This window comes from Chengkuizengella marina, from assembly GCF_009910845.1.
Classification (GTDB): Bacteria; Bacillota; Bacilli; order Paenibacillales; family KCTC-33759; genus Chengkuizengella; species Chengkuizengella marina.
The window spans coordinates 57488-76421 of record NZ_SIJB01000032.1 but is presented as its reverse complement, the minus strand read 5'-3'; the positions used below and the strand labels follow the sequence as shown (position 1 = coordinate 76421).

Here is an 18934-nt window from a genome sequence, read left to right as displayed (position 1 = left end):
TATCATTTGTGTTAACCTTTTTAAATAAAAATATACATATAAACACTGAAAAATGTTTAAATTACTACATTTTATGATGATAAACAAAAGAAATAATACATAATCAGATTAATAATCTTCCAAATCCTAATATATTATACATTTTCCTTTTGAAAAAGGAAAGAGCAAAAAACCGATTTAACCTTTTATTTAGGAAATCGGTTTATTCACTATATTTAATACAGGGTTTCATAATAAAGTCTATAAAATAATAGCTATTAATCCCCCAGATCCTTCATTTGTAATTCTTCCTAAAGTTTCTTGTAGTTTATGTCTTGCATTCTCTGGCATCATTGCAAGTTTTACTTGAATTCCTTCCTGCACAATCGATTGTAATGACCTTCCAAAAATATCAGAATCCCATATTCTAACTGGATCATCTTCATAATCTTGCATTAAATACCTTACCAGTTCTTCACTCTGTTTTTCTGTACCTATAATGGGTGCAAATTCAGATTCTACATCCACACGTATCATATGTATGGATGGGGCAACCGCTTTTAAACGAACTCCAAATCTTGATCCTTGTCGGATAAGCTCTGGTTCTTCTAAAGTCATATCCTCTATAGGTGGAGCAGCTATTCCATATCCAGTCGCTTTCACCATCTCAATGCCTTCAGCATAATGATCATACTCTCTTTTCGCATGGCTAAATTCCTGCATTAGTTGAAGCAAATGATCTTTGCCTCTGATTTCTACACCAACGACTTCCATAAGAATTTGATCATACAATTCATCTGGTGCGTATAGATCTATTTCAGCTATACCTTGCCCCATATTCATACCTGCTAAAGACGCTCTATCAATAAAGTCAAATCCTTCAAAATTCCCAACTACTCGATCTACATCTCGCAGTCTACTAATATCCTTTACAGTCTCTCTAACACTTTCTTCGAAATTTGCTCTCAGCCAGTGATTTTCATCTAAAACCATCACCCAGCTTGGCAGATTCACATTCACTTCATGAACTGGGAACTCGTATAGTACTTCTCTTAATACAGAAGTCATCTCTCGTTCCCCCATGGTGTCTACACTCATAGGCATCACAGGAATATCATATCTGTCTGACAAATCCACACATAGCTGGTTCGTATCAGGATGATCTGGTCGAGTTGAATTTACAATTAAAATAAATGGTTTACCTACTTCTTTCAACTCATTAATGACACGTTCCTCAGCTTGAACATAAGATTCTCTATCAATATCTGTGATAGATCCATCAGTTGTAATGACTACACCTAAAGTAGAATGCTCTTGTATAACTTTTCTTGTACCTATTTCTGCTGCTTCTTGAAATGGTATTGGATCCTCAAACCATGGTGTATTAATCATTCTAGGTCCATTTTCATCCTCATACCCATGTGCGCCGACAACAGCATAACCAACACAGTCTACCATACGCACATTAACTTCTAAACCTTCATCTACAGTAATCTTTACTGCATTATTTGGAACAAACTTAGGTTCTGTTGTCATGATCGTTCTACCAGAAGCACTTTGAGGCAATTCATCCTTAGCTCTGACTCTGTCAGCCTCATTAGAGATGTTTGGTAATACGATGGTTTCCATAAATCGTTTAATAAAAGTTGATTTACCAGTTCGAACGGCACCAACTACCCCTAAGTAAATATCCCCACCTGTCCTTTCTGCGATGTCCTTAAAAATATCCACTTTTTCCAAAAAGATCCCCTCCTATACAAGGTATCGTACATTCAATTGGACTAGTAACAATATATGTAACAAAAAAATGAATATGACTGAATTTTTTGAACAAACCAACCTATTCTTTGAGAAATATATGATTGCAATAAAAAATAACTTTAAAAGATGAACAGTCTTCTAAAGATATATACTAAAAACCACAAAAAAAATCACTCATATAATGAGCGATTATTAAAACATATTACGAATTACAGGCTCCTCACTTATCCAATCATAAGGATTTGATTTCACAGGTACAAAGATCGAGGTTTCAATTAATAATTCTCTCAAGTCTTGATCTGTATTTATACTCTCTTCTCCATAATTTTCTATTACCTTCATTATATCTATACCATAATCAATCTTTACAATACCAGATGTATGTACGATTGGACTTAAAAATGATTCTGAATAAGGGCTTTTAATTTGCAGTCTTTTTTGGCCTAATAAACTAAAATCAATACTATACCAGTTTTCATATACTTCTTCACCTTTAGGCAAAGCTCCATTATTTCCACTAATATATAATAAAATTTCTCTTTCAAGTGCATTTATTTTTTGAAAAGAAACTATATCCATTAACTTAACAGTAGGATCTTCTTCAACATTAACTAGTACAAAATAATAATTACCTCCATTTTCGAAAGCAACTGCTGGAATTTGACCGATATATGCACCAAGCTTATTAAAATCAATAGTGTATTTTTCATAAATAGGCGTATCCATCTCACTATTTTTTATAGGAATTAATCCACCAGAAGCTTGTTGGTACGCATCAACTGCGGTTTGAACTAATGTAACTGATTCTTTGATTGCACCTGGACTCTTGTCTCCTCTCATATCATCTGGATATAAACATCCTGAAGTAAATATAATAAGGAACAAACTCATAAATCCATAGCTTATTTTGTTCATCAATTATTCCTTCATCCTTCCAATAAATCTCATTATAAAAGTATTTTAGAAATCGTCTTTATTGTCTTTGTGAAATTGTGCTTGAATAGCTTTATTCAAAGGACTTTCTGGGATAGTTACAATTACTTTTTTATTAAAGACTTTGGCTTGACAAGCTAATCGTATATTATCGGAAACTTGCTCTTGGCTCAATTTCGTCTTTTCACTTTGAGTCAAAGGTAACAGAGTTGTAGAGTCATCCACTTTAACTTTGCACATTAAACATGCTGCATTTCCTCCACATCTTGCAGGAATAACTACTCTTGCACGTTTACTAGTGTCTAACAGAGAAGTACCTGGTTTCACCTTAATTGTTTTGTTACGAGGTAAAAAAGTGACTTCTGCCATAGTTTACATTTCCCTTTCACACAAAGATTCACTTAATAAATCACTCATTTTTTGTACATGTAATTCATCAAATTGATCTCTTTTTAAAATTTCATACAAGACTGGAAAATACAATGTTCGATTTGAGGTCATTTTTTTAGCAATAGCTAAAAATCGATCTGGTCTATTACGTAAAACATTAAAAACAAACTCATGTGCTAAAGGCATAACCTTTATTTCAAAACCATTTAAATTCTGAGTAGTACTATAATTTTTTAAAAAGCTCATATCAACTTTATAATCAGACTTTAATGAATGCACGCTAAAATCAGCAACTAATTCCACTTCTATTCCGCAAATTTTATAATGACTTAGAAGTGATTTAAAAATTTCTGTTTCACTGTAATGAGGTCTATCTAAAGCGTAGGGTTGTAAAAGAGAATGAAAGATTGGTGAGAATTTAGTTTCAATTTGAATGTCTAAATCTCGTGGATCTGTCTTTAAAGTAATATCTTGTAAAAGAAGACCACAACTGCCTCCCACATACCAGTCTACCTCTGAAGTTTTTGATTTATTATATATATATGTTATACAATCAATTAATGATTTTGATAAAACCAATGATGCCACACCTTTCCATCCATTTTCAATATATCCTGCGCGTCAAAAATAAGTTTTATTCCTTGCTTTAATTGCTCCATTTTTTATAATCATAGCTTGGCATCCTAGTCGATAGCCATCTTTAATCTCCTGTATATCCAACCTAGATTTCTCCATTGAATTCACATCGCTTAGCAATTCTGAGCCATATTGAACAAAACATCGACACCTTGCACAATTTCCATTCGTACAAGCAAATTGCCAGTCAATATTATTTTTTAATGCCAGATCCAACAGTGAAATATTTAGTTCAGGTTTCACACTTTTTTCTATAAATTTCCCTTTTAACTCAACGACATGTTCATCTTCGTTTTTTTGTTTTGAATTGGGGGTGTGCTTCACTTTTTTTGTAAATAATCTTTGGAATTTCATCTTCTTGTACCCCTTCATCATATAATTGAAATCAAACCTAAAAAGAAGGAACAAATTAAAATAAAAACAGCAGCGAAAGAAATTATAAATCGAATAACTCCTTTTGTTTTTGCACGTGCAAATGTTATTAAAACAGAGGCCAATACCATAAAACCAATTGCAAAGAATGATAACCACATTTTATCCATTGAATCCATTATTATCTAACTCCTAATCCTTATCACTTTATCTTTATTTTTCACCATCTACTATAACACATAATATGGACCCCAAAAAGAGTTGAAAGGGTTAACACATTGATTGTCATAAAATTGTGAATTCAACAAATCAAAAACCCCTATAGAAAAAGTAGTCAAATACTTCTTTTAATCATGGGGACCTCGAAAAGTACTATGAATTTACTTTTGGCTTACTCTTCAACATTAAAAAAGCATAAGGTCAATACCTTATGCTTTACATCATTATTTCTTTTTTTTCATCATACCTTGCATCATTTGTTCTAATTGACCTGTATTAAACCCACTACCTTTAACAGCTTTTATAATTTCATTTATTGTCGATTCAGCAACGGGTACTTTTACCATTTTTGAAACACTTAGAATTAATTCACGCAATTCTTTTTCATTCTGTAAGGTTGAAGGTTTGACTCCACTAGCTATTTTTTCAATCTCTTTGTGAGATACTTTTTTACCTGTTTTTTTCTTAACAACATCTAACACATCTTTAGATAGATCCTTACCTTTACTACTTCTACTCATACTAACCCTCCTTATTCTGTGCTAATGCATCTTATGAATAAGAAGGGCAATTCGTGTAGGCTATTCCACCCATTTTTTTGACGATGGTTTTGCAATATCCTCCATTTCATGGGTTTTAACACGCCCCATTAAATCTTCAACTGCAAATTTGGGCTCTTTTTTATTAAATAATACCTCGTACAGTTCTGAGGCAATAGGCATTTTGATGTCATATATTTTAGAAAGCTCATAAGCAGCCTGCGTAGTTTTAATACCTTCAACAACCATACCCATTTTTTTCAACGTTTCGTCTAGTGTATTTCCTTGAGCAAGTAAGTATCCAGCACGCCAATTTCGACTATGTTGACTTGTACAGGTTACAACTAAATCACCAATTCCAGCTAAACCAATAAAAGTTAACGGATTAGCCCCCATAGCAACCCCTAACCTAGCGATCTCAGCTAAACCACGAGTAATTAAAGCAGCTTTTGCATTATCACCGAAAGATAAACCGTCAGACATCCCACCACCTAAAGCGATAATATTTTTTAAAGCTGCACCTATTTCTACTCCAATAATATCTGGATTGGTGTAGACTCTAAAATAGGAATTAATGAATAAATCTTGAACTTTTTCTGCAGCTTTTAAATTTACGGATGAAATAACTACAGTAGTAGGAGATTTATTAATTACCTCCTCAGCATGACTTGGACCTGACAGCACAGCTATGTTCTCTTCTTCTATAGTAGTAAATTCTTCAGCTATCACTTGTGACATTCGTTTTAAAGATTTTGGTTCAAACCCTTTTGTTGCATGAACAATTAGATGATCTTCATGAACATATGGTTTGATTTTAGAAGCTACCTCTCTCATACCAGATGATGGTGCCACAATAATTACTGCTGCAGTTCCATTCATAGCTTCCTCAATAGATGTAGTTGCTTTAATTCGATCAGAAAGAGAAATATTAGGAAGATACTTGCTATTCGTATGTTTAAGATTAATTTCCTCTACTTGTTTTTGATTTCGTGACCAAATCATAACCTCTAATCCATTATCAGCCAAAACTGAAGCAAGTGCTGTTCCCCAACTTCCAGCAACAAATACAGATACTTTTTTATTTAACATTGTTCTTCCACCTGCCATACGATCCCCACTTGGACGTGGTGTGATTATAGTTGATTTTTATAAAACTTATTTATGTATAACTTTATATGCAGCTTTTTTTCTTCACTTTTTGGGGTGAATCTTTTTGTTCCCGGGCCCCGCAAAAGTAATAGGTCGATTAAAAGCAGCCACGTCCATGTGACTAACATCGACACCAGTTCTTCCATGAACTGGGAACTCAAAACTTTTGTGGGTACCTGTTACCCTTTTTGTCCCACTTTTTGTTCTTGACCTTGAATAAGCCTAATTATGTTTGACCTATGTCGATACCAAGCAAAAATCCAAATAAATATACTTAAATAAAAAACTTCATTTGATTCACTAAAAATGAATATTGATAAAGGCAGTAATAAAGTAAATAATAATGAACCAAGTGAAACATAACGAGTAAAAATTAAGAACAAAAATGCAATGAGACCTGCACATATAGTTGGTATTGGTGCTATGGTAATTGCCACTCCAATGGTTGTGGCAATTCCTTTTCCACCTTTAAATCCAAAAAATACTGGCCAATTATGACCCACTATAACAAACAACCCACATAAAGTTGGAATTAAAATTTGGTCAGGCTCAAACCAATTTCCTATCAAAACTGCAATAATACCTTTGCAAATATCTAAAACAAGCACACCAATAGCAGGCCAAAGTCCTAAAACTCTCAACGTATTCGTCGCCCCTGCATTTCCACTTCCATGTTTACGAATATCGATGCCCTTAATCCATTTAGCTGTAATGGTACTAAAGGAAATCGAACCCAATAAATAACTTATTAATATGGGTATTATATAATTCACTCATTCACCCCCTACTTAATCATCTTGTGATTTCCTTCGTAAAAATATTTGGATTGGAGTACCCTCAAAATTAAACGAAGCACGGATCCTGTTTTCAATATATCTTTTATAAGAAAAATGCATTAATGCAGGATCATTCACAAACAAAACAAATTTAGGCGGTTTGATAGAAACTTGTGTAGCATAATTAATTCTTAGCCTCTTCCCTTTATCTATAGGAGGCTGATTCATTGCCACTGCATCAGAAATCACGTCGTTTAAAGCGTGTGTAGGAATTCTTAACGCGTGCTGATCAGCTACAAAGTCAACCATTGGCATTAATTTATGTAATCTTTGTTGTGTTTTTGCTGAAACAAAAAGAATTGGAGCATAACTCATAAATTGAAACTGTTCACGAATTTTAGTTGTGAATTCCTGTAGGGTCTTGTCTGATTTTTCAACAGCATCCCATTTATTTACTAAAAGAATAGCAGCTTTACCAGCTTCATCTGCATACCCAGCAATATGTTTATCCTGTTCTATAATCCCTTCTTCAGCATTGATAACAATTAATACAACATCAGAGCGCTCAATTGCTCTCATTGCTCTCATCACACTGTATTTTTCAGTTGTTTCATATACTTTGCCTCTTTTACGCATCCCCGCTGTGTCAATAAAAACATATTTTTGTCCATCTTTTTCAAATGGAGTGTCTATTGCATCCCTAGTAGTTCCAGCCTGATTACTTACAATTACTCGTTTTTCTCCTAAAATTGCATTTACCATAGAGGATTTACCAACATTGGGTCTGCCAATTAAAGAAACCTTAATAACATCCTCTTCATATTCTTTCTCGTCTTGGTCTGGGAAAGAATCAACTACTTTATCCAATAAATCACCTATCCCTAATCCGTGTGAACCTGAAATAGGAAAGGGATCTCCAAAACCAAGAGAATAAAATTCATATATTTCATTTTCTCGTTCTAAATTATCAACTTTATTAACAGCTAAAACTACAGGCTTTTTTGAACGAAACAGCAAGTTTGCAACCTCTGAATCAGACGGTGTGATCCCTGATTTCACATCTACCATAAATATAATGACATCTGCTTCTTCTATAGCCAGCTCTGCTTGAGCTTTGATGGATTGTGTAATTTCATCTTCACTAATTTCAATTCCACCAGTATCTATAACACTAAATTGTTTATCCAACCATTCTGCATTAGCAAAAATTCGGTCTCTTGTAATTCCTGGTTTATCTTCAACAATGGCGACTCTTTCACCGACAATGCGATTAAATATAGTAGACTTACCAACATTTGGTCTGCCTACAATCGCTACAATTGGTTTAGCCAAAATGTCCACTCCTAATCTAATTCCTCATGAATATTATCATATCAAATTTAATTTTTAAAGACCATAGAATATCTAAGGTGCATTAGTACTTAATTTTTGATTTTCACAAAATATTGCTTTAATCCTTGATACCCTCTATTAACCACTTCAGAGATCACTCTGCAAGTGATAAAAGTTAATAACCACATATCATACAATTCAAATGTTCCTAATTGTAAAGGAGACTTATGAAATATAAAAAGAGACAAAATAATATCTCCAAAGATCATTCCAAGTGTTATTGCTGCAAATTGTTCCAAAGAATTTTTAATTAGACTGGCACTTAACAAAGCTAGTACTACAGCAATATCCACTTTTGGATGATAAATAATAAACATTGGGTCTATAAAATACAGCATTTGAAACAATACATATAAAGTGCTAATAAATATGAAATACAAAAAGAAATTCAAAGTAACTATTTGAAATCTATATGTAACATATACTGAGGTTATAACCATGAATAAATAACTTAAGTTTACAATATAACCTCCAGCAAATGGTATATTTATAAATAAAAAAAACGTCCACAACATTAAAAACAATAATATTGTTCTTCTTGAAACCTCTTGTATAATTTGATTCTTCCAACCAAAAAACAACAAAATACATGTTATACATAAGAGCAAAAATGATAAGTATCCAGGGTTCATATTTTTCACCACTTTCTACTCTTATATTTTGAAAAAATGTTGTTTTTTACTCAATGAAAGGAAAAAATCGGCGAACTCGCTCTGAGACCGCCGATTGATATAAGAATGAAATTTAAGATTATTTCAATTTACTTAACTTATCTCCAAAACGTTCACCTAAAGTTAAATTCAATCCTTTATTATCCACATACTCTCCAAAGTTCTTTTCTTCTTTTTTGTTGCTTTTATCTGGTTTATCTGTTTCTTCAGGTGCTTCGATTGTTTCCTTAATACTTAAAGAAATTCTTTTTTCTTTTGCATTAATTTCTAAAATTTTCACTTCAACCTCTTGACCTTCTTTAAGAACTTCATGAGGAGTTCCAATATGTTTATGAGAGATTTGTGAGATATGAACCAACCCTTCTACACTTGGTAAAATCTCTACAAAAGCTCCAAACTGAGCAATACGTTTTACTTCACCTTTAACCACATCTCCAACGTTAAATTTCTCTTCAACACTTTCCCAAGGACCAGGTTGAACTGCCTTTAAGCTTAAGCTAATTTTTTCTTTTTCAGCATCAATTTTCAGAACCTTTACATTTACTTTATCCCCTTCATTTACAACATCAGATGGTTGCTCAACATGTGACCATGATAATTCTGAAATGTGTACTAAACCATCTACACCTCCAAGATCAATGAATGCTCCAAATGGGGTAAGACGTTGAACTGTACCTTCAATTTCTTGACCAACTTCTAATTGAGAAAGTATTTCTTTTTTCTTAGCTTCAAACTCTTCATCTAAAACGTCACGTTGAGATAAAATGACTTTATTATTTTCTTGATCTAATTCCTTTACCTTAACTCTTAAAGTACGCCCTTTGTAGTCTGAAAAATCCTCTACAAAATGTCTTTCTACCATAGATGCTGGTACAAAAGCTCTAACACCTAAATCAACAACTAATCCACCCTTTACAACATCTGCCACATTAGCGTCAAAAACCTGTTGGCTTTCAAATAAAGATTGAAGTTCACCCCATGCCTTCTCGCTAGCAATTGCTTTTTTAGACAAAATTAATTTTTCTTTATCATCATTTATACTTATAACCTTACATTCAATTTCTTGATCTACTTCTGCAGCCTCAGCTGCATTTTCTAAATGAACGGAAGATAGTTCACGAACAGGAACAATACCATCATATTTATAACCAATATCAATTATGACTTGATTATCTTCAACCTTAACTACTTTCCCTTTAACAATATCTCCTTGTTGAATGACGTTTACATCCGACATTTCCTCTTTTGTTACTGTTTCTGCAGCTTCTTGCTCTTGAACAACCTTTGTTTCTTCTGTCATTATAATAACCTCCTAGTGCTTATCTGATTATTTTAAAATCAGATCCTTCACTGTATATTTTATTAAATAATATCTGTATAATACAGATTCAAATCATTAACTCTACATAAATATAAATCATTTGTAGATATTGTTCCATATTCAACTTTACATTTATTCAAAAAAATTAAATAGTTTTATTTAACTTGAATTACTTTTTAATAATTTATCAATATTGGACATAATTTTATCAGTGGCTTTCTCTAAGCGATCACCTGATGAATCTTCCTTGAATTCGCTTAAATCAACAGGCTTTCCGTAAATAACTTTCATTTTTCGAAAAGGAGTATAATTTCCAATTATTGCAACTGGTACAACTGTTGCATCAGAACGAAGTGCAAAACTCGCTGCTCCCTTTTTCCCTACCCCTAATGATTTTCTTCTAGTCCCCTCAGGAAAAATGCCAAAAACTTTTCCTTCATTTAAAATTTTTATAGTGTTTCTTATTGATTCTTTACTTACCCCGCCTCGTTTTACTGGAAAAGCCCCTAATTTAACAATTAATTTTCCTAACACAGGAATTTTAAACAGCTCTTCTTTTGCCATAAAGTGTACTTGCCTATCTAGAGGAATTCCTACAATGGTAGGGTCTAATAAGTTTACATGATTGGAACAGAGCATGACACCTCCGTGTTCAGGGATATTAGATTTACCTACTACTTTTAATCGATATATTAGAACATACAAAAACCTCAATATCATTCTAACCGTTTTGTATAACATGATTATCCCCACCCATTTTTTTAATGCATAATTCTTTAATGGTTTGCACAACCTCTACAATGGTCATGTTTGTACTATCGACTTTTATGGCATCCTCAGCCATTTTTAATGGTGAAGCTGTTCTTTCTAAATCCATCTGATCTCGTAAAGAAATATCGTTTTTCAACTGTTCCAAAGTTATTGTTAACTCAGGAGTTTTCTCAAGCATTTCTTTATATCTCCTTGATGCCCTTTCCTCAACACTTGCTGTTAAAAAGATTTTCACTTCAGCATTTGGAAGCACATGAGTAGCTATATCTCTCCCGTCCATAACCACTCCCTTTGATGAAGCCAGTTGTTGTTGCTTTTCCACAAGTATTTCTCTTAGCTTGCTAATCCCAGCGAATTTGGATACTTGTTTATTTATTTCATTTGAGCGAATTGATTCAGTTAAATCAATTCCATTTACAATCACCTTTTGGCCACTTTCTGTTGCAATCAATTCAATATCCAACTGTTTTGTTAATTCAACGATCTTCAGTTCATCATTTGGAGGAATTTGCTTTTCCATCGCCTTTAAGGTTACAGCTCTATACATTGCACCTGTATCAATATAAACATATCCTAATTCTTTTGACACTAAACGTGCAATAGTACTTTTCCCAGCCCCGGCAGGACCATCAATAGCAACATTAATTTTATGACGTTGCTGGATCAATGGAGTCACCTCCTTTATGTCTACAATAATTATGTAAATAAACCCCTTCTAATTTCAGCAAAAAAGCAGGCAATGCCTGCTATGATGAAGATTGTAACACAGAATTAAGATTTTTGCAAAAATCAATTACTATTTTTGTCGTTTTCATTTTGATACCAATCGTTAATTTGATAGGGAACACCTTCTAGTTTTTCAACCTTAATTAAATTAGAACGAACAAAATCAAATTGGGATAAAAACTGCAAGATAATAAGAATAATAAATAAAAACAAAAATATTTTTAATAAGAAATTTTCAATTATATTAGAAAAAACAATAAAGAGATCTTCAAATTTTGGATGTTTTTTTTGAGTTGACATGATTCTCACCTATTGTATATTGGTAACCATATTTTACCTCAAAAAAAATTCTTCATTCATTTATAATCAATTTATTTTTTTCGTAGTTCAAATTGACGATCAAAACAATAACGAATAATCGCTCTCCGATCCTCTTCATCAATATTACGGTAATAAACCATAACTTTTGTCTTCTCAGTATCTATTTTCTTCGTCCTTATAATCTTACCTTCAAAAGGGATGTGTTGTAATTCATTTTTATGTTTAATTAACAACCAACAGCTAATCGAATCTTGAATATTAATATCTTCTTCACAAATAAATGCTAGTCCACCCCCACTGATGTCAATTGTTTTAGCTAAAAAACGCACTTGACTAAAAAGTTTCACTGCAATTTCCAACTGTGCTGGAACTCGTAAATAATTCCGATCATCAATATGTATAATTTCTTGTGAAGAAGGTTTTTTTATTAAAAATTGCTCAATTATTTCTTTTTTTGTACCGATAACAAAAGACGAGAAAGCATATTTTATATTATCCTCCGAACTGAAACGTACAAAAATTTCATCTCCATCATATAAGTATTTATATTCCCCATCTTCATTTGTTGGCGTTTCTATAGAAATATAATTATTCTCAATATCAGAAATTCTAGTTTTATAAAAAGATACATCCTTTTTATCCTTTTCAGTAATAGGCTCAATTTCTAAAAAAAGGATTTGGCCAATTTTTAATTTCAAGTATCTCACCTCAAAAAAACTCAATGGATATATCAAATTATATCAAAAGAACTCAGATTTTGTAGAAAAAAATAAAATCCCATCTAAATTCGGTCGAAAATCAATGATTTCAATACCGGATTTAGTGGGACTATTTTTAATTATATATTCCCGAAAAATATTCGGATTTTGCTACAAACTCATTTCTTCACTTTTTGGGGTGTGTTAAACTTGTTCGATTTTTTCTTCCATTCCTGTACTTGCATTGATATATATTCTATAAAGCTGACTGTTAATCTCTCCTAGAAATTCGTAACATAAAGTTTCTTCATTCATGTCATTTAGGATTAAGGCTTTATCTGTACTTTCTACCTTAAAGTTTGGATTTAATGTTTTCTTAGCTTCTTCAATTGTTAGCTTAGGTGTTTCTATTTTAGGTTGTTGATTTGCAAAAATATAATCTGTAGTTTGAATTCCAACTACTTCTCCGTTATCTAGCGCTACTTTGACCGATATTTTTTGAGGGTATATAATAACATCATCGATTTTTGTTACAAATGCGAAACTTACAACATTTTCATATTGATCAAAGCTCACTGCATTCATTCCTCTAAAATCCATCTGATCAAGAGCTTTTATCGCTTTTTCCTTTGCTTGGTTAACATTAAGTTTGTTCCCATTTACAGGACGAGTGTTCATAAACCATACTACATGCCCACCTTTGGCTGATACATCCATCTCTATATTGGATTTATTATCAGAATTGTTAATCTGAATATTGTAAGTGTGATATTCAGTCCCTTTTCCATTTTCTTTCACCTTCATTTGCTCTGTTTCTTTCACATTCAATATTTTTCCAGCAATCTCTTTAGCCTCTTCAGAAGAGATAATATTTCCACTTAATTGATTATAGTCTCTATTATGAAACATTTGAGTGTTAGAAGGTCCCCAATCAATTTCAGAATATTCAGTAACTTTTTTATCAACAGTTTTAAATCCATCTATTATACCATTATCTAACGGCTCCTTTTCAGAAGCTATAGCCACCTCTACGTCCATCCAACGAAGATTATTACTCAATACGTTAGACTGGATAGACCTTAGTTCATTAGATATTTCACCTGTTCGCTCGTATAATGATTTCAAGTTCTCCATTTCTTTTTCTGACAATGGTTTATCAGATAAATCTCTTATTGCTGCTGAATATGAGAAACTAGCCAAACTAGCCAATAACTCCTCTGTTTTATCAAATGGCAATAATGTAAGTGGTAATTGATTAATATCACTTTGAGCTTCACTCGTAATTCTCCACACATTTACCAAACATCTTCTATGGAAATTACGAGATGATGAATTCACAGCCAATGTATTCCCTAATTCGTTATGCAGTTGATCTAATTCAAATGATAAATTATGAAAAGCTCGTTGATATTGATTTTCTGTTTTTATTAATATTGAGTTTTTTTCCTGATGTTCTTGATACCCCCAAAAAGAAGTACCTACTAAAGCAATGATAAGGATAGGAAACGCAACTGCGCTTAATCGCCTATACATCAAAAATGCCCCTTTCATTAACAATTTGTTACATAGTTTCTGTTAATGAAAGAGGCTTTATACACTATAATTCATTTTCATATTGAACTTCAAAATTAGAATCATTATTACATAAACATTTTTTAAAACCTGTATCCACTCTTCCCTTTTCTCTTCTACCTTTGAGAATATATTTTTCACCGCAAGATTGACATCGGATTGTAACTTTCACTCTGTAGTTTGGCATAGATGAAAATCCTCCTGCAAATGATGATACGCTTTATCATTACCAAATTAGTTATACTTCAAACTTTTTATCATTAGAAACATTAAACCCTGCTGAATAATGATTCGCCTGCTTCACTTTTCTTAACCCTTTAATCCATAACAAAGCCATAAATAAAACTAAAATCAAAATCCAATTGGTTTGAAATACAAGCATAATATAATCAAATAGTCCATGCCAAGTGATTGGAAGAGCCAACGCTAAAATTAAATATCTCTTTTGTGAAAGAAACTTGGCTTTACTTATATAGAAACCCATCATTACACCAAATATTGCATGTCCTGAAATTGGGAGCAACCCTCTTAACAACAGTGTAAAAAATGAAGATGAATAAGAAAATGCATAAATGATATTTTCCAGAGTTGCAAACCCTAATGAGATAGACACCCCATAAACTATCCCATCATAAGGGGAATCAAAAATGTGATGATTGTAAATTGTATAATATAAAATAAACAGTTTTAAAAATTCTTCAATTCCACCTGAAATTACAAATGAAAATAAAAAATCATTTTCTCCTAAGCCTAAAACTAAACCACGCTGAATAACCATTGTCGGAAATACGAGTAATACACCAAATAAAAATAATTTCATTACCATACTTATTGGTTCTGAAGAGTGACTCTCCTTTAAATAGAAATAAGTCAGCAGAGCTAAACTTGGTGCTATTGCAATACATAGTATAGTTAGAATTTGCATTAAATCCAGCCTCTGTATTTAACGGCTTCTGCCACCTTACGAACTCCCATCATATAAGCAGCTAAACGCATATTAACACCTCTTGATGAATGTGTCTGATATATTTTGTCTAAAGCTCTTACCATAATATCCTCTAATTTCTCATGAACTTCTTTTTCACTCCAATAATAACCTTGGTTATTTTGTACCCATTCAAAATAAGATACAATTACCCCCCCTGCACTTGCCAGAACATCTGGAATTAGCAGAACTCCTCTATCCGTCAATATTTGAGTTGCTTCTAGTGTAGTAGGTCCATTTGCAGCTTCTACCAAAATACTTGCTTTTATTTTTTCTGCATTATGGACTGTTATTTGATTTTCTATTGCGGCTGGTACAAGGATGTCACAATCCATTTCAAGTAACTCTTGATTAGAAATCGTTTTTTTAAATAAGTTTGTTACTGTACCAAATGAATCTCTTCTATCAATTAGAAAATCAATATCTAGTCCATTTGGATCATATAAACCTCCAAGGACATCTGATATTCCTACCACCTTAGCTCCAATTTGATGCATAAACTTGGCAAGATAACTCCCTGCATTTCCAAAACCTTGAATAATAACTTTCGCATCATGAATTGCTATATTTTTTTTCTTCAAAGCTTCTTGAATCATAATGGATACACCTTTTGCTGTAGCGGTCTCACGACCATGAGAGCCTCCTAACACAAGAGGTTTGCCTGTAATGAATCCAGGTGAATCAAATTCTCTTATTCGACTATATTCATCCAGCATCCATGCCATGATTTGTGAATTTGTCATCACATCAGGGGCAGGGATATCTTTTGAAGGACCAACTACCTGACTAATCGCACGTACATAACCTCTGCTTAATCTTTCCAGTTCTTTAAATGACATTTTTCGAGGATCGCAAATAATTCCACCTTTTCCTCCCCCGTATGGAATGTCTGTTATACCACACTTCAATGTCATCCATATGGACAGTGCTTTTACTTCATCTTCAGTTACATCTGGATGAAACCTAACTCCACCTTTTGTAGGACCAACAGCATCATTATGCTGCGCTCTAAAACCAGTAAACACATGTACTTTACCATCATCCATCATTACTGGGATTCGTACTTTAAATAGCCTTAGAGGTTCCTTTAATAAATTAAACATATCTTCCCCAAAACCTAAATTTGTCAATGCTTCTTTAATGACTGTTTGTGTAGAGTAAAGTATGTTATCTGTTTCTTTGAGATTCAAACAATCCACCTTCTTTTACTGGTTTTGTATTGATCCGGCTCCTAGCCAATTTAGAAAAGAGAAAAAATATAATCCATGAAAAAGCATCACACAAAAACCAAAATAGTTTTGTAGATGCTCTCAATCATATGTTATAGAGGTCATTTTAAAAGTGCTCATTTATAACTTTTATTGCATTTTCGGATATGATAACTTTACCATATTCTTCTAAAATAGACTGGGTAAGTGAGGTGGTCTCACCATACTCTGATAATAAAGCGATAAGTGTGTGAAACAAGTTGTCATCAAACTTTTCAGAATCTATTTGTAAAATCCATTGATCTTCATAAGAATATAACATACCTTCCTCTTCGGATAAATACTTCTTTAATAATTTAGATACAGTGATAACATGTTCAAAGTCTTGAAATGTATACGAGATCAAGTGAGATTCTTCCAAAGTAACTTCCATTTCATATAATAACTCTTCTTCATCATACTCAGGAAAATCACCTTCATCTAAATTACCTTTAGTAACTATGACTACCATTCCTTGAGCAGGGTGAGTAATTACTTCCACGGCCAATGGACCAGATGCTTCGAATCCCAATTCTGAATAGGCTTGCTCCATCATATCATTAAAAAGCTCGCGGACTTTTGGGATCTCCTTCCACATATCTTCTTTTTGAATACCACGTTCAGTTAAGTCTTCAAAAGTTAAAAATATACGAATTTTGTCTGTACTTAAACGTTCCATCTTCATGATTAGGAGCTCCCTTCTATTAAAGTTAATTCAACATATTTTAAGATGAATGTATTATGTTATAAAATATGTTAGAACACACATAATCGTGAAATTAAGCTTGACCAAATTACAATTTTTTTTATCATAATCTTACTACTTATGTTAACATTAAAACCAATTTATTGCACTAATATAAATGACCTAAAAAACAAAAAAAAATCATTTTCAAATTTACGAAATGAAAATGATTTTTTATATGATTTAAAAACTAATCGTTCTTTTTCCTATGAAAATAGAAAGAGAAATACTTTACTGTGTTATTGAATTTTCATTTTCTTTTAAAATTTTGTCTGATTCTGCTTTTACTTTTGGATCTTCATTGATTATATCCTGTATTTGTTCTATCCCATTGTCAAAATCTTGAAAGTTTTTATCTTTCTTTCCTTCCATGTTTTTAGTCATTTGATTAAAAGTTACTTCCTTCATTTTCTCTGTAGCTGTATCAAACATATCACCCAAAGAATTAGCCATTTTATCCATGTTTGCCATTAACATTTCTCTATTGTTGCTTTTATTTAAGTATAGTGCTAATGCAGCTCCGAAAAGTCCACCCATTAAAAACCCTCTCAACTCCATCAACCTCCTTTTCATTACTTTCTTTTCAAATTTATTTTTTTCATTTTATAGCATAAACATTCAGAAAATTAAAAGTAATTTATGGATGGGAAAAAAACAATTACATTTTATAATTCACATGGTAAAATACAGATAAAATGAAATAAAACTACAGGAGGATACAAAAAAAATGAAATTAAAATTTGCTCTTATCTCTCTCATCTCACTAAGTTTAACTTTAACAGCATGTGGACAAAATCCAAGTGAAAATTCAAATGAATCCCCTCCCACAAATCCTATTCAGATTGAAGATAAAGGTAATGAAAATTTAAATGAAACTGGTGAAACGGAAACAGAAAAAGTAAATGAAATCAATGAAGAGATTGAACCGGTTAGTGAACCACCAATTGAATTAGATTACTATATGAACGGTATTTATGACATTAAACCTAAAAATGAAGATATTAATAAAAATGTTGTACTGTTAACTTTTGATGATGGTCCAAAAGAAGAAGAAATGTTAACTAAGATGTTAGACATTTTGGATAAACACGAAGCTAAAGCTATTTTTTTTGTAAATGGATTCAGAATAGAGCAAAATCCAGAATTATTGCAGCTAATACATAAAAGAGGTCAAATCATTGGCAATCATTCTTGGGATCATATTAGTTTAAAAAATGAGACTAGTGAGACTATAAATCAACAGGTAGGTGATGTTCAAAACATTGTTGAAGAATTGACAGGAGAAAGACCTTTATTTTTCCGTCCTCCACATGGCCAAGGTGCTGGCAATATTCATTTAACCACAAAAGTGAAAGAAGAAGGTATGTTATACATGACTTGGTCCAATGGTTCAGAAGATTGGGTTAAAAAGTATCAATATCCTGAGGGAGTCATTCAAAGAGTGATGGAGCAATTAAGAGCAGGCAGCAATATTCTTATGCATGAATTACCATGGACAGTAGAAGCTCTGGATGAATTATTAACTAAAATTGAAGCAGAAGGGTATGGATTTGTTGATCCAAGAGCAATTGATATAAATTATATACCTGAATAAAATGACTTAAGATGACAACATAATAACCGTTTTGTTGACCTTTACACTTTCCTTTTATGTGGATATTTATCAATATATGTAAATTTTATCATAAAAATATTGTTAATCGTGAAACATTATGAATAATTTAGTTTAAT

The 18934-nt window shown here is 32.3% G+C and carries 23 protein-coding genes; 1 reads left to right on the top strand and 22 read right to left on the bottom strand.

From position 1 onward, the window contains the following. Positions 1-240 precede the first annotated feature (240 nt). The 22 genes from spoIVA to ERL59_RS16075 all read right to left on the bottom strand — a co-directional run bounded on the left by spoIVA (position 241) and on the right by ERL59_RS16075 (position 17755). Entirely contained in the window at positions 241-1719 is a 1479-nt protein-coding gene (gene spoIVA, locus ERL59_RS16170; protein ID WP_160647269.1) for a stage IV sporulation protein A, read from the bottom strand. Positions 1720-1932: 213 nt separating this feature from the next. Beyond that, the gene (locus ERL59_RS16165; RefSeq protein WP_160647268.1) at positions 1933-2655 is read right to left on the bottom strand and encodes a hypothetical protein; all 723 of its coding nucleotides are present in this window, start codon (positions 2653-2655) and stop codon (positions 1933-1935) included. A gap of 45 nt (positions 2656-2700) precedes the next feature. After that, entirely contained in the window at positions 2701-3042 is a 342-nt protein-coding gene (locus ERL59_RS16160; protein ID WP_201763595.1) for a 2Fe-2S iron-sulfur cluster-binding protein, read from the bottom strand. Positions 3043-3045: 3 nt separating this feature from the next. After that, complete coding sequence (locus ERL59_RS20820; RefSeq protein WP_201763594.1) at positions 3046-3651, bottom strand: nucleotidyltransferase domain-containing protein; 606 nt, start codon at positions 3649-3651, stop codon at positions 3046-3048. 33 nt (positions 3652-3684) lie between these two features. Then, positions 3685-4053: a 2Fe-2S iron-sulfur cluster-binding protein gene (locus ERL59_RS16155; RefSeq protein ID WP_160647267.1), complete on the bottom strand. Its 369-nt coding sequence runs from the start codon at positions 4051-4053 to the stop codon at positions 3685-3687. A 17-nt stretch (positions 4054-4070) separates the two neighbouring features. Continuing rightward, positions 4071-4250, bottom strand: coding sequence for a DUF2768 family protein (locus tag ERL59_RS16150; protein ID WP_160647266.1), 180 nt, complete (start codon positions 4248-4250; stop codon positions 4071-4073). A 264-nt stretch (positions 4251-4514) separates the two neighbouring features. Continuing rightward, positions 4515-4811, bottom strand: a complete 297-nt coding sequence (locus ERL59_RS16145) for a stage VI sporulation protein F (RefSeq protein WP_160647265.1) — start codon at positions 4809-4811, stop codon at positions 4515-4517. 60 nt (positions 4812-4871) lie between these two features. Beyond that, positions 4872-5918 carry an NAD(P)H-dependent glycerol-3-phosphate dehydrogenase gene (locus tag ERL59_RS16140; RefSeq protein WP_160647264.1) on the bottom strand — a complete coding sequence of 349 codons (1047 nt, stop codon included), beginning with the start codon at positions 5916-5918 and terminating at the stop codon, positions 4872-4874. Positions 5919-6157: 239 nt separating this feature from the next. Then, the gene (gene plsY / locus ERL59_RS16135; RefSeq protein WP_328699964.1) at positions 6158-6751 is read right to left on the bottom strand and encodes a glycerol-3-phosphate 1-O-acyltransferase PlsY; all 594 of its coding nucleotides are present in this window, start codon (positions 6749-6751) and stop codon (positions 6158-6160) included. A gap of 15 nt (positions 6752-6766) precedes the next feature. Beyond that, positions 6767-8086, bottom strand: coding sequence for a ribosome biogenesis GTPase Der (gene der / locus ERL59_RS16130; protein ID WP_160647263.1), 1320 nt, complete (start codon positions 8084-8086; stop codon positions 6767-6769). 89 nt (positions 8087-8175) lie between these two features. Beyond that, a complete protein-coding gene (locus ERL59_RS16125) occupies positions 8176-8778 on the bottom strand; it encodes a YphA family membrane protein (RefSeq protein ID WP_456236792.1) in 603 nt (200 codons plus the stop codon). Positions 8779-8896: 118 nt separating this feature from the next. Then, positions 8897-10117 (bottom strand): 30S ribosomal protein S1, encoded by a 1221-nt coding sequence (gene rpsA, locus ERL59_RS16120; protein ID WP_160647261.1) that lies wholly within the window; start codon positions 10115-10117, stop codon positions 8897-8899. Positions 10118-10297: 180 nt separating this feature from the next. Beyond that, a complete protein-coding gene (locus ERL59_RS16115) occupies positions 10298-10879 on the bottom strand; it encodes a lysophospholipid acyltransferase family protein (RefSeq protein ID WP_160647260.1) in 582 nt (193 codons plus the stop codon). After that, positions 10860-11576 (bottom strand): (d)CMP kinase, encoded by a 717-nt coding sequence (gene cmk / locus ERL59_RS16110; protein ID WP_201763593.1) that lies wholly within the window; start codon positions 11574-11576, stop codon positions 10860-10862. The genes ERL59_RS16115 and cmk overlap by 20 nt, the downstream gene beginning before the upstream one ends. A gap of 122 nt (positions 11577-11698) precedes the next feature. Continuing rightward, positions 11699-11935 carry a hypothetical protein gene (locus ERL59_RS16105; protein ID WP_160647259.1) on the bottom strand — a complete coding sequence of 79 codons (237 nt, stop codon included), beginning with the start codon at positions 11933-11935 and terminating at the stop codon, positions 11699-11701. Between the two features lie 71 nt (positions 11936-12006). Further along, entirely contained in the window at positions 12007-12654 is a 648-nt protein-coding gene (locus ERL59_RS16100; RefSeq protein WP_160647258.1) for a flagellar brake protein, read from the bottom strand. Between the two features lie 204 nt (positions 12655-12858). After that, positions 12859-14187 (bottom strand): germination protein YpeB, encoded by a 1329-nt coding sequence (gene ypeB / locus ERL59_RS16095; RefSeq protein WP_160647257.1) that lies wholly within the window; start codon positions 14185-14187, stop codon positions 12859-12861. A gap of 64 nt (positions 14188-14251) precedes the next feature. Then, the gene (locus tag ERL59_RS20815) at positions 14252-14413 is read right to left on the bottom strand and encodes a hypothetical protein (protein ID WP_201763592.1); all 162 of its coding nucleotides are present in this window, start codon (positions 14411-14413) and stop codon (positions 14252-14254) included. A gap of 51 nt (positions 14414-14464) precedes the next feature. Further along, positions 14465-15151: a glutamic-type intramembrane protease PrsW gene (gene prsW / locus ERL59_RS16090; protein ID WP_160647256.1), complete on the bottom strand. Its 687-nt coding sequence runs from the start codon at positions 15149-15151 to the stop codon at positions 14465-14467. Beyond that, positions 15151-16401, bottom strand: a complete 1251-nt coding sequence (locus tag ERL59_RS16085; RefSeq protein WP_235929924.1) for a Glu/Leu/Phe/Val family dehydrogenase — start codon at positions 16399-16401, stop codon at positions 15151-15153. The genes prsW and ERL59_RS16085 overlap by 1 nt, the downstream gene beginning before the upstream one ends. Positions 16402-16546: 145 nt before the next feature. Then, complete coding sequence (locus tag ERL59_RS16080; protein ID WP_160647255.1) at positions 16547-17143, bottom strand: genetic competence negative regulator; 597 nt, start codon at positions 17141-17143, stop codon at positions 16547-16549. Between the two features lie 291 nt (positions 17144-17434). Further along, the gene (locus ERL59_RS16075; protein WP_160647254.1) at positions 17435-17755 is read right to left on the bottom strand and encodes a YtxH domain-containing protein; all 321 of its coding nucleotides are present in this window, start codon (positions 17753-17755) and stop codon (positions 17435-17437) included. Between the two features lie 175 nt (positions 17756-17930). Here ERL59_RS16075 and ERL59_RS16070 point away from each other — a divergent pair, with 175 nt between their 5' ends. Beyond that, positions 17931-18797, top strand: coding sequence for a polysaccharide deacetylase family protein (locus ERL59_RS16070; protein WP_160647253.1), 867 nt, complete (start codon positions 17931-17933; stop codon positions 18795-18797). The last annotated feature ends 137 nt before the right edge of the window (positions 18798-18934 follow it).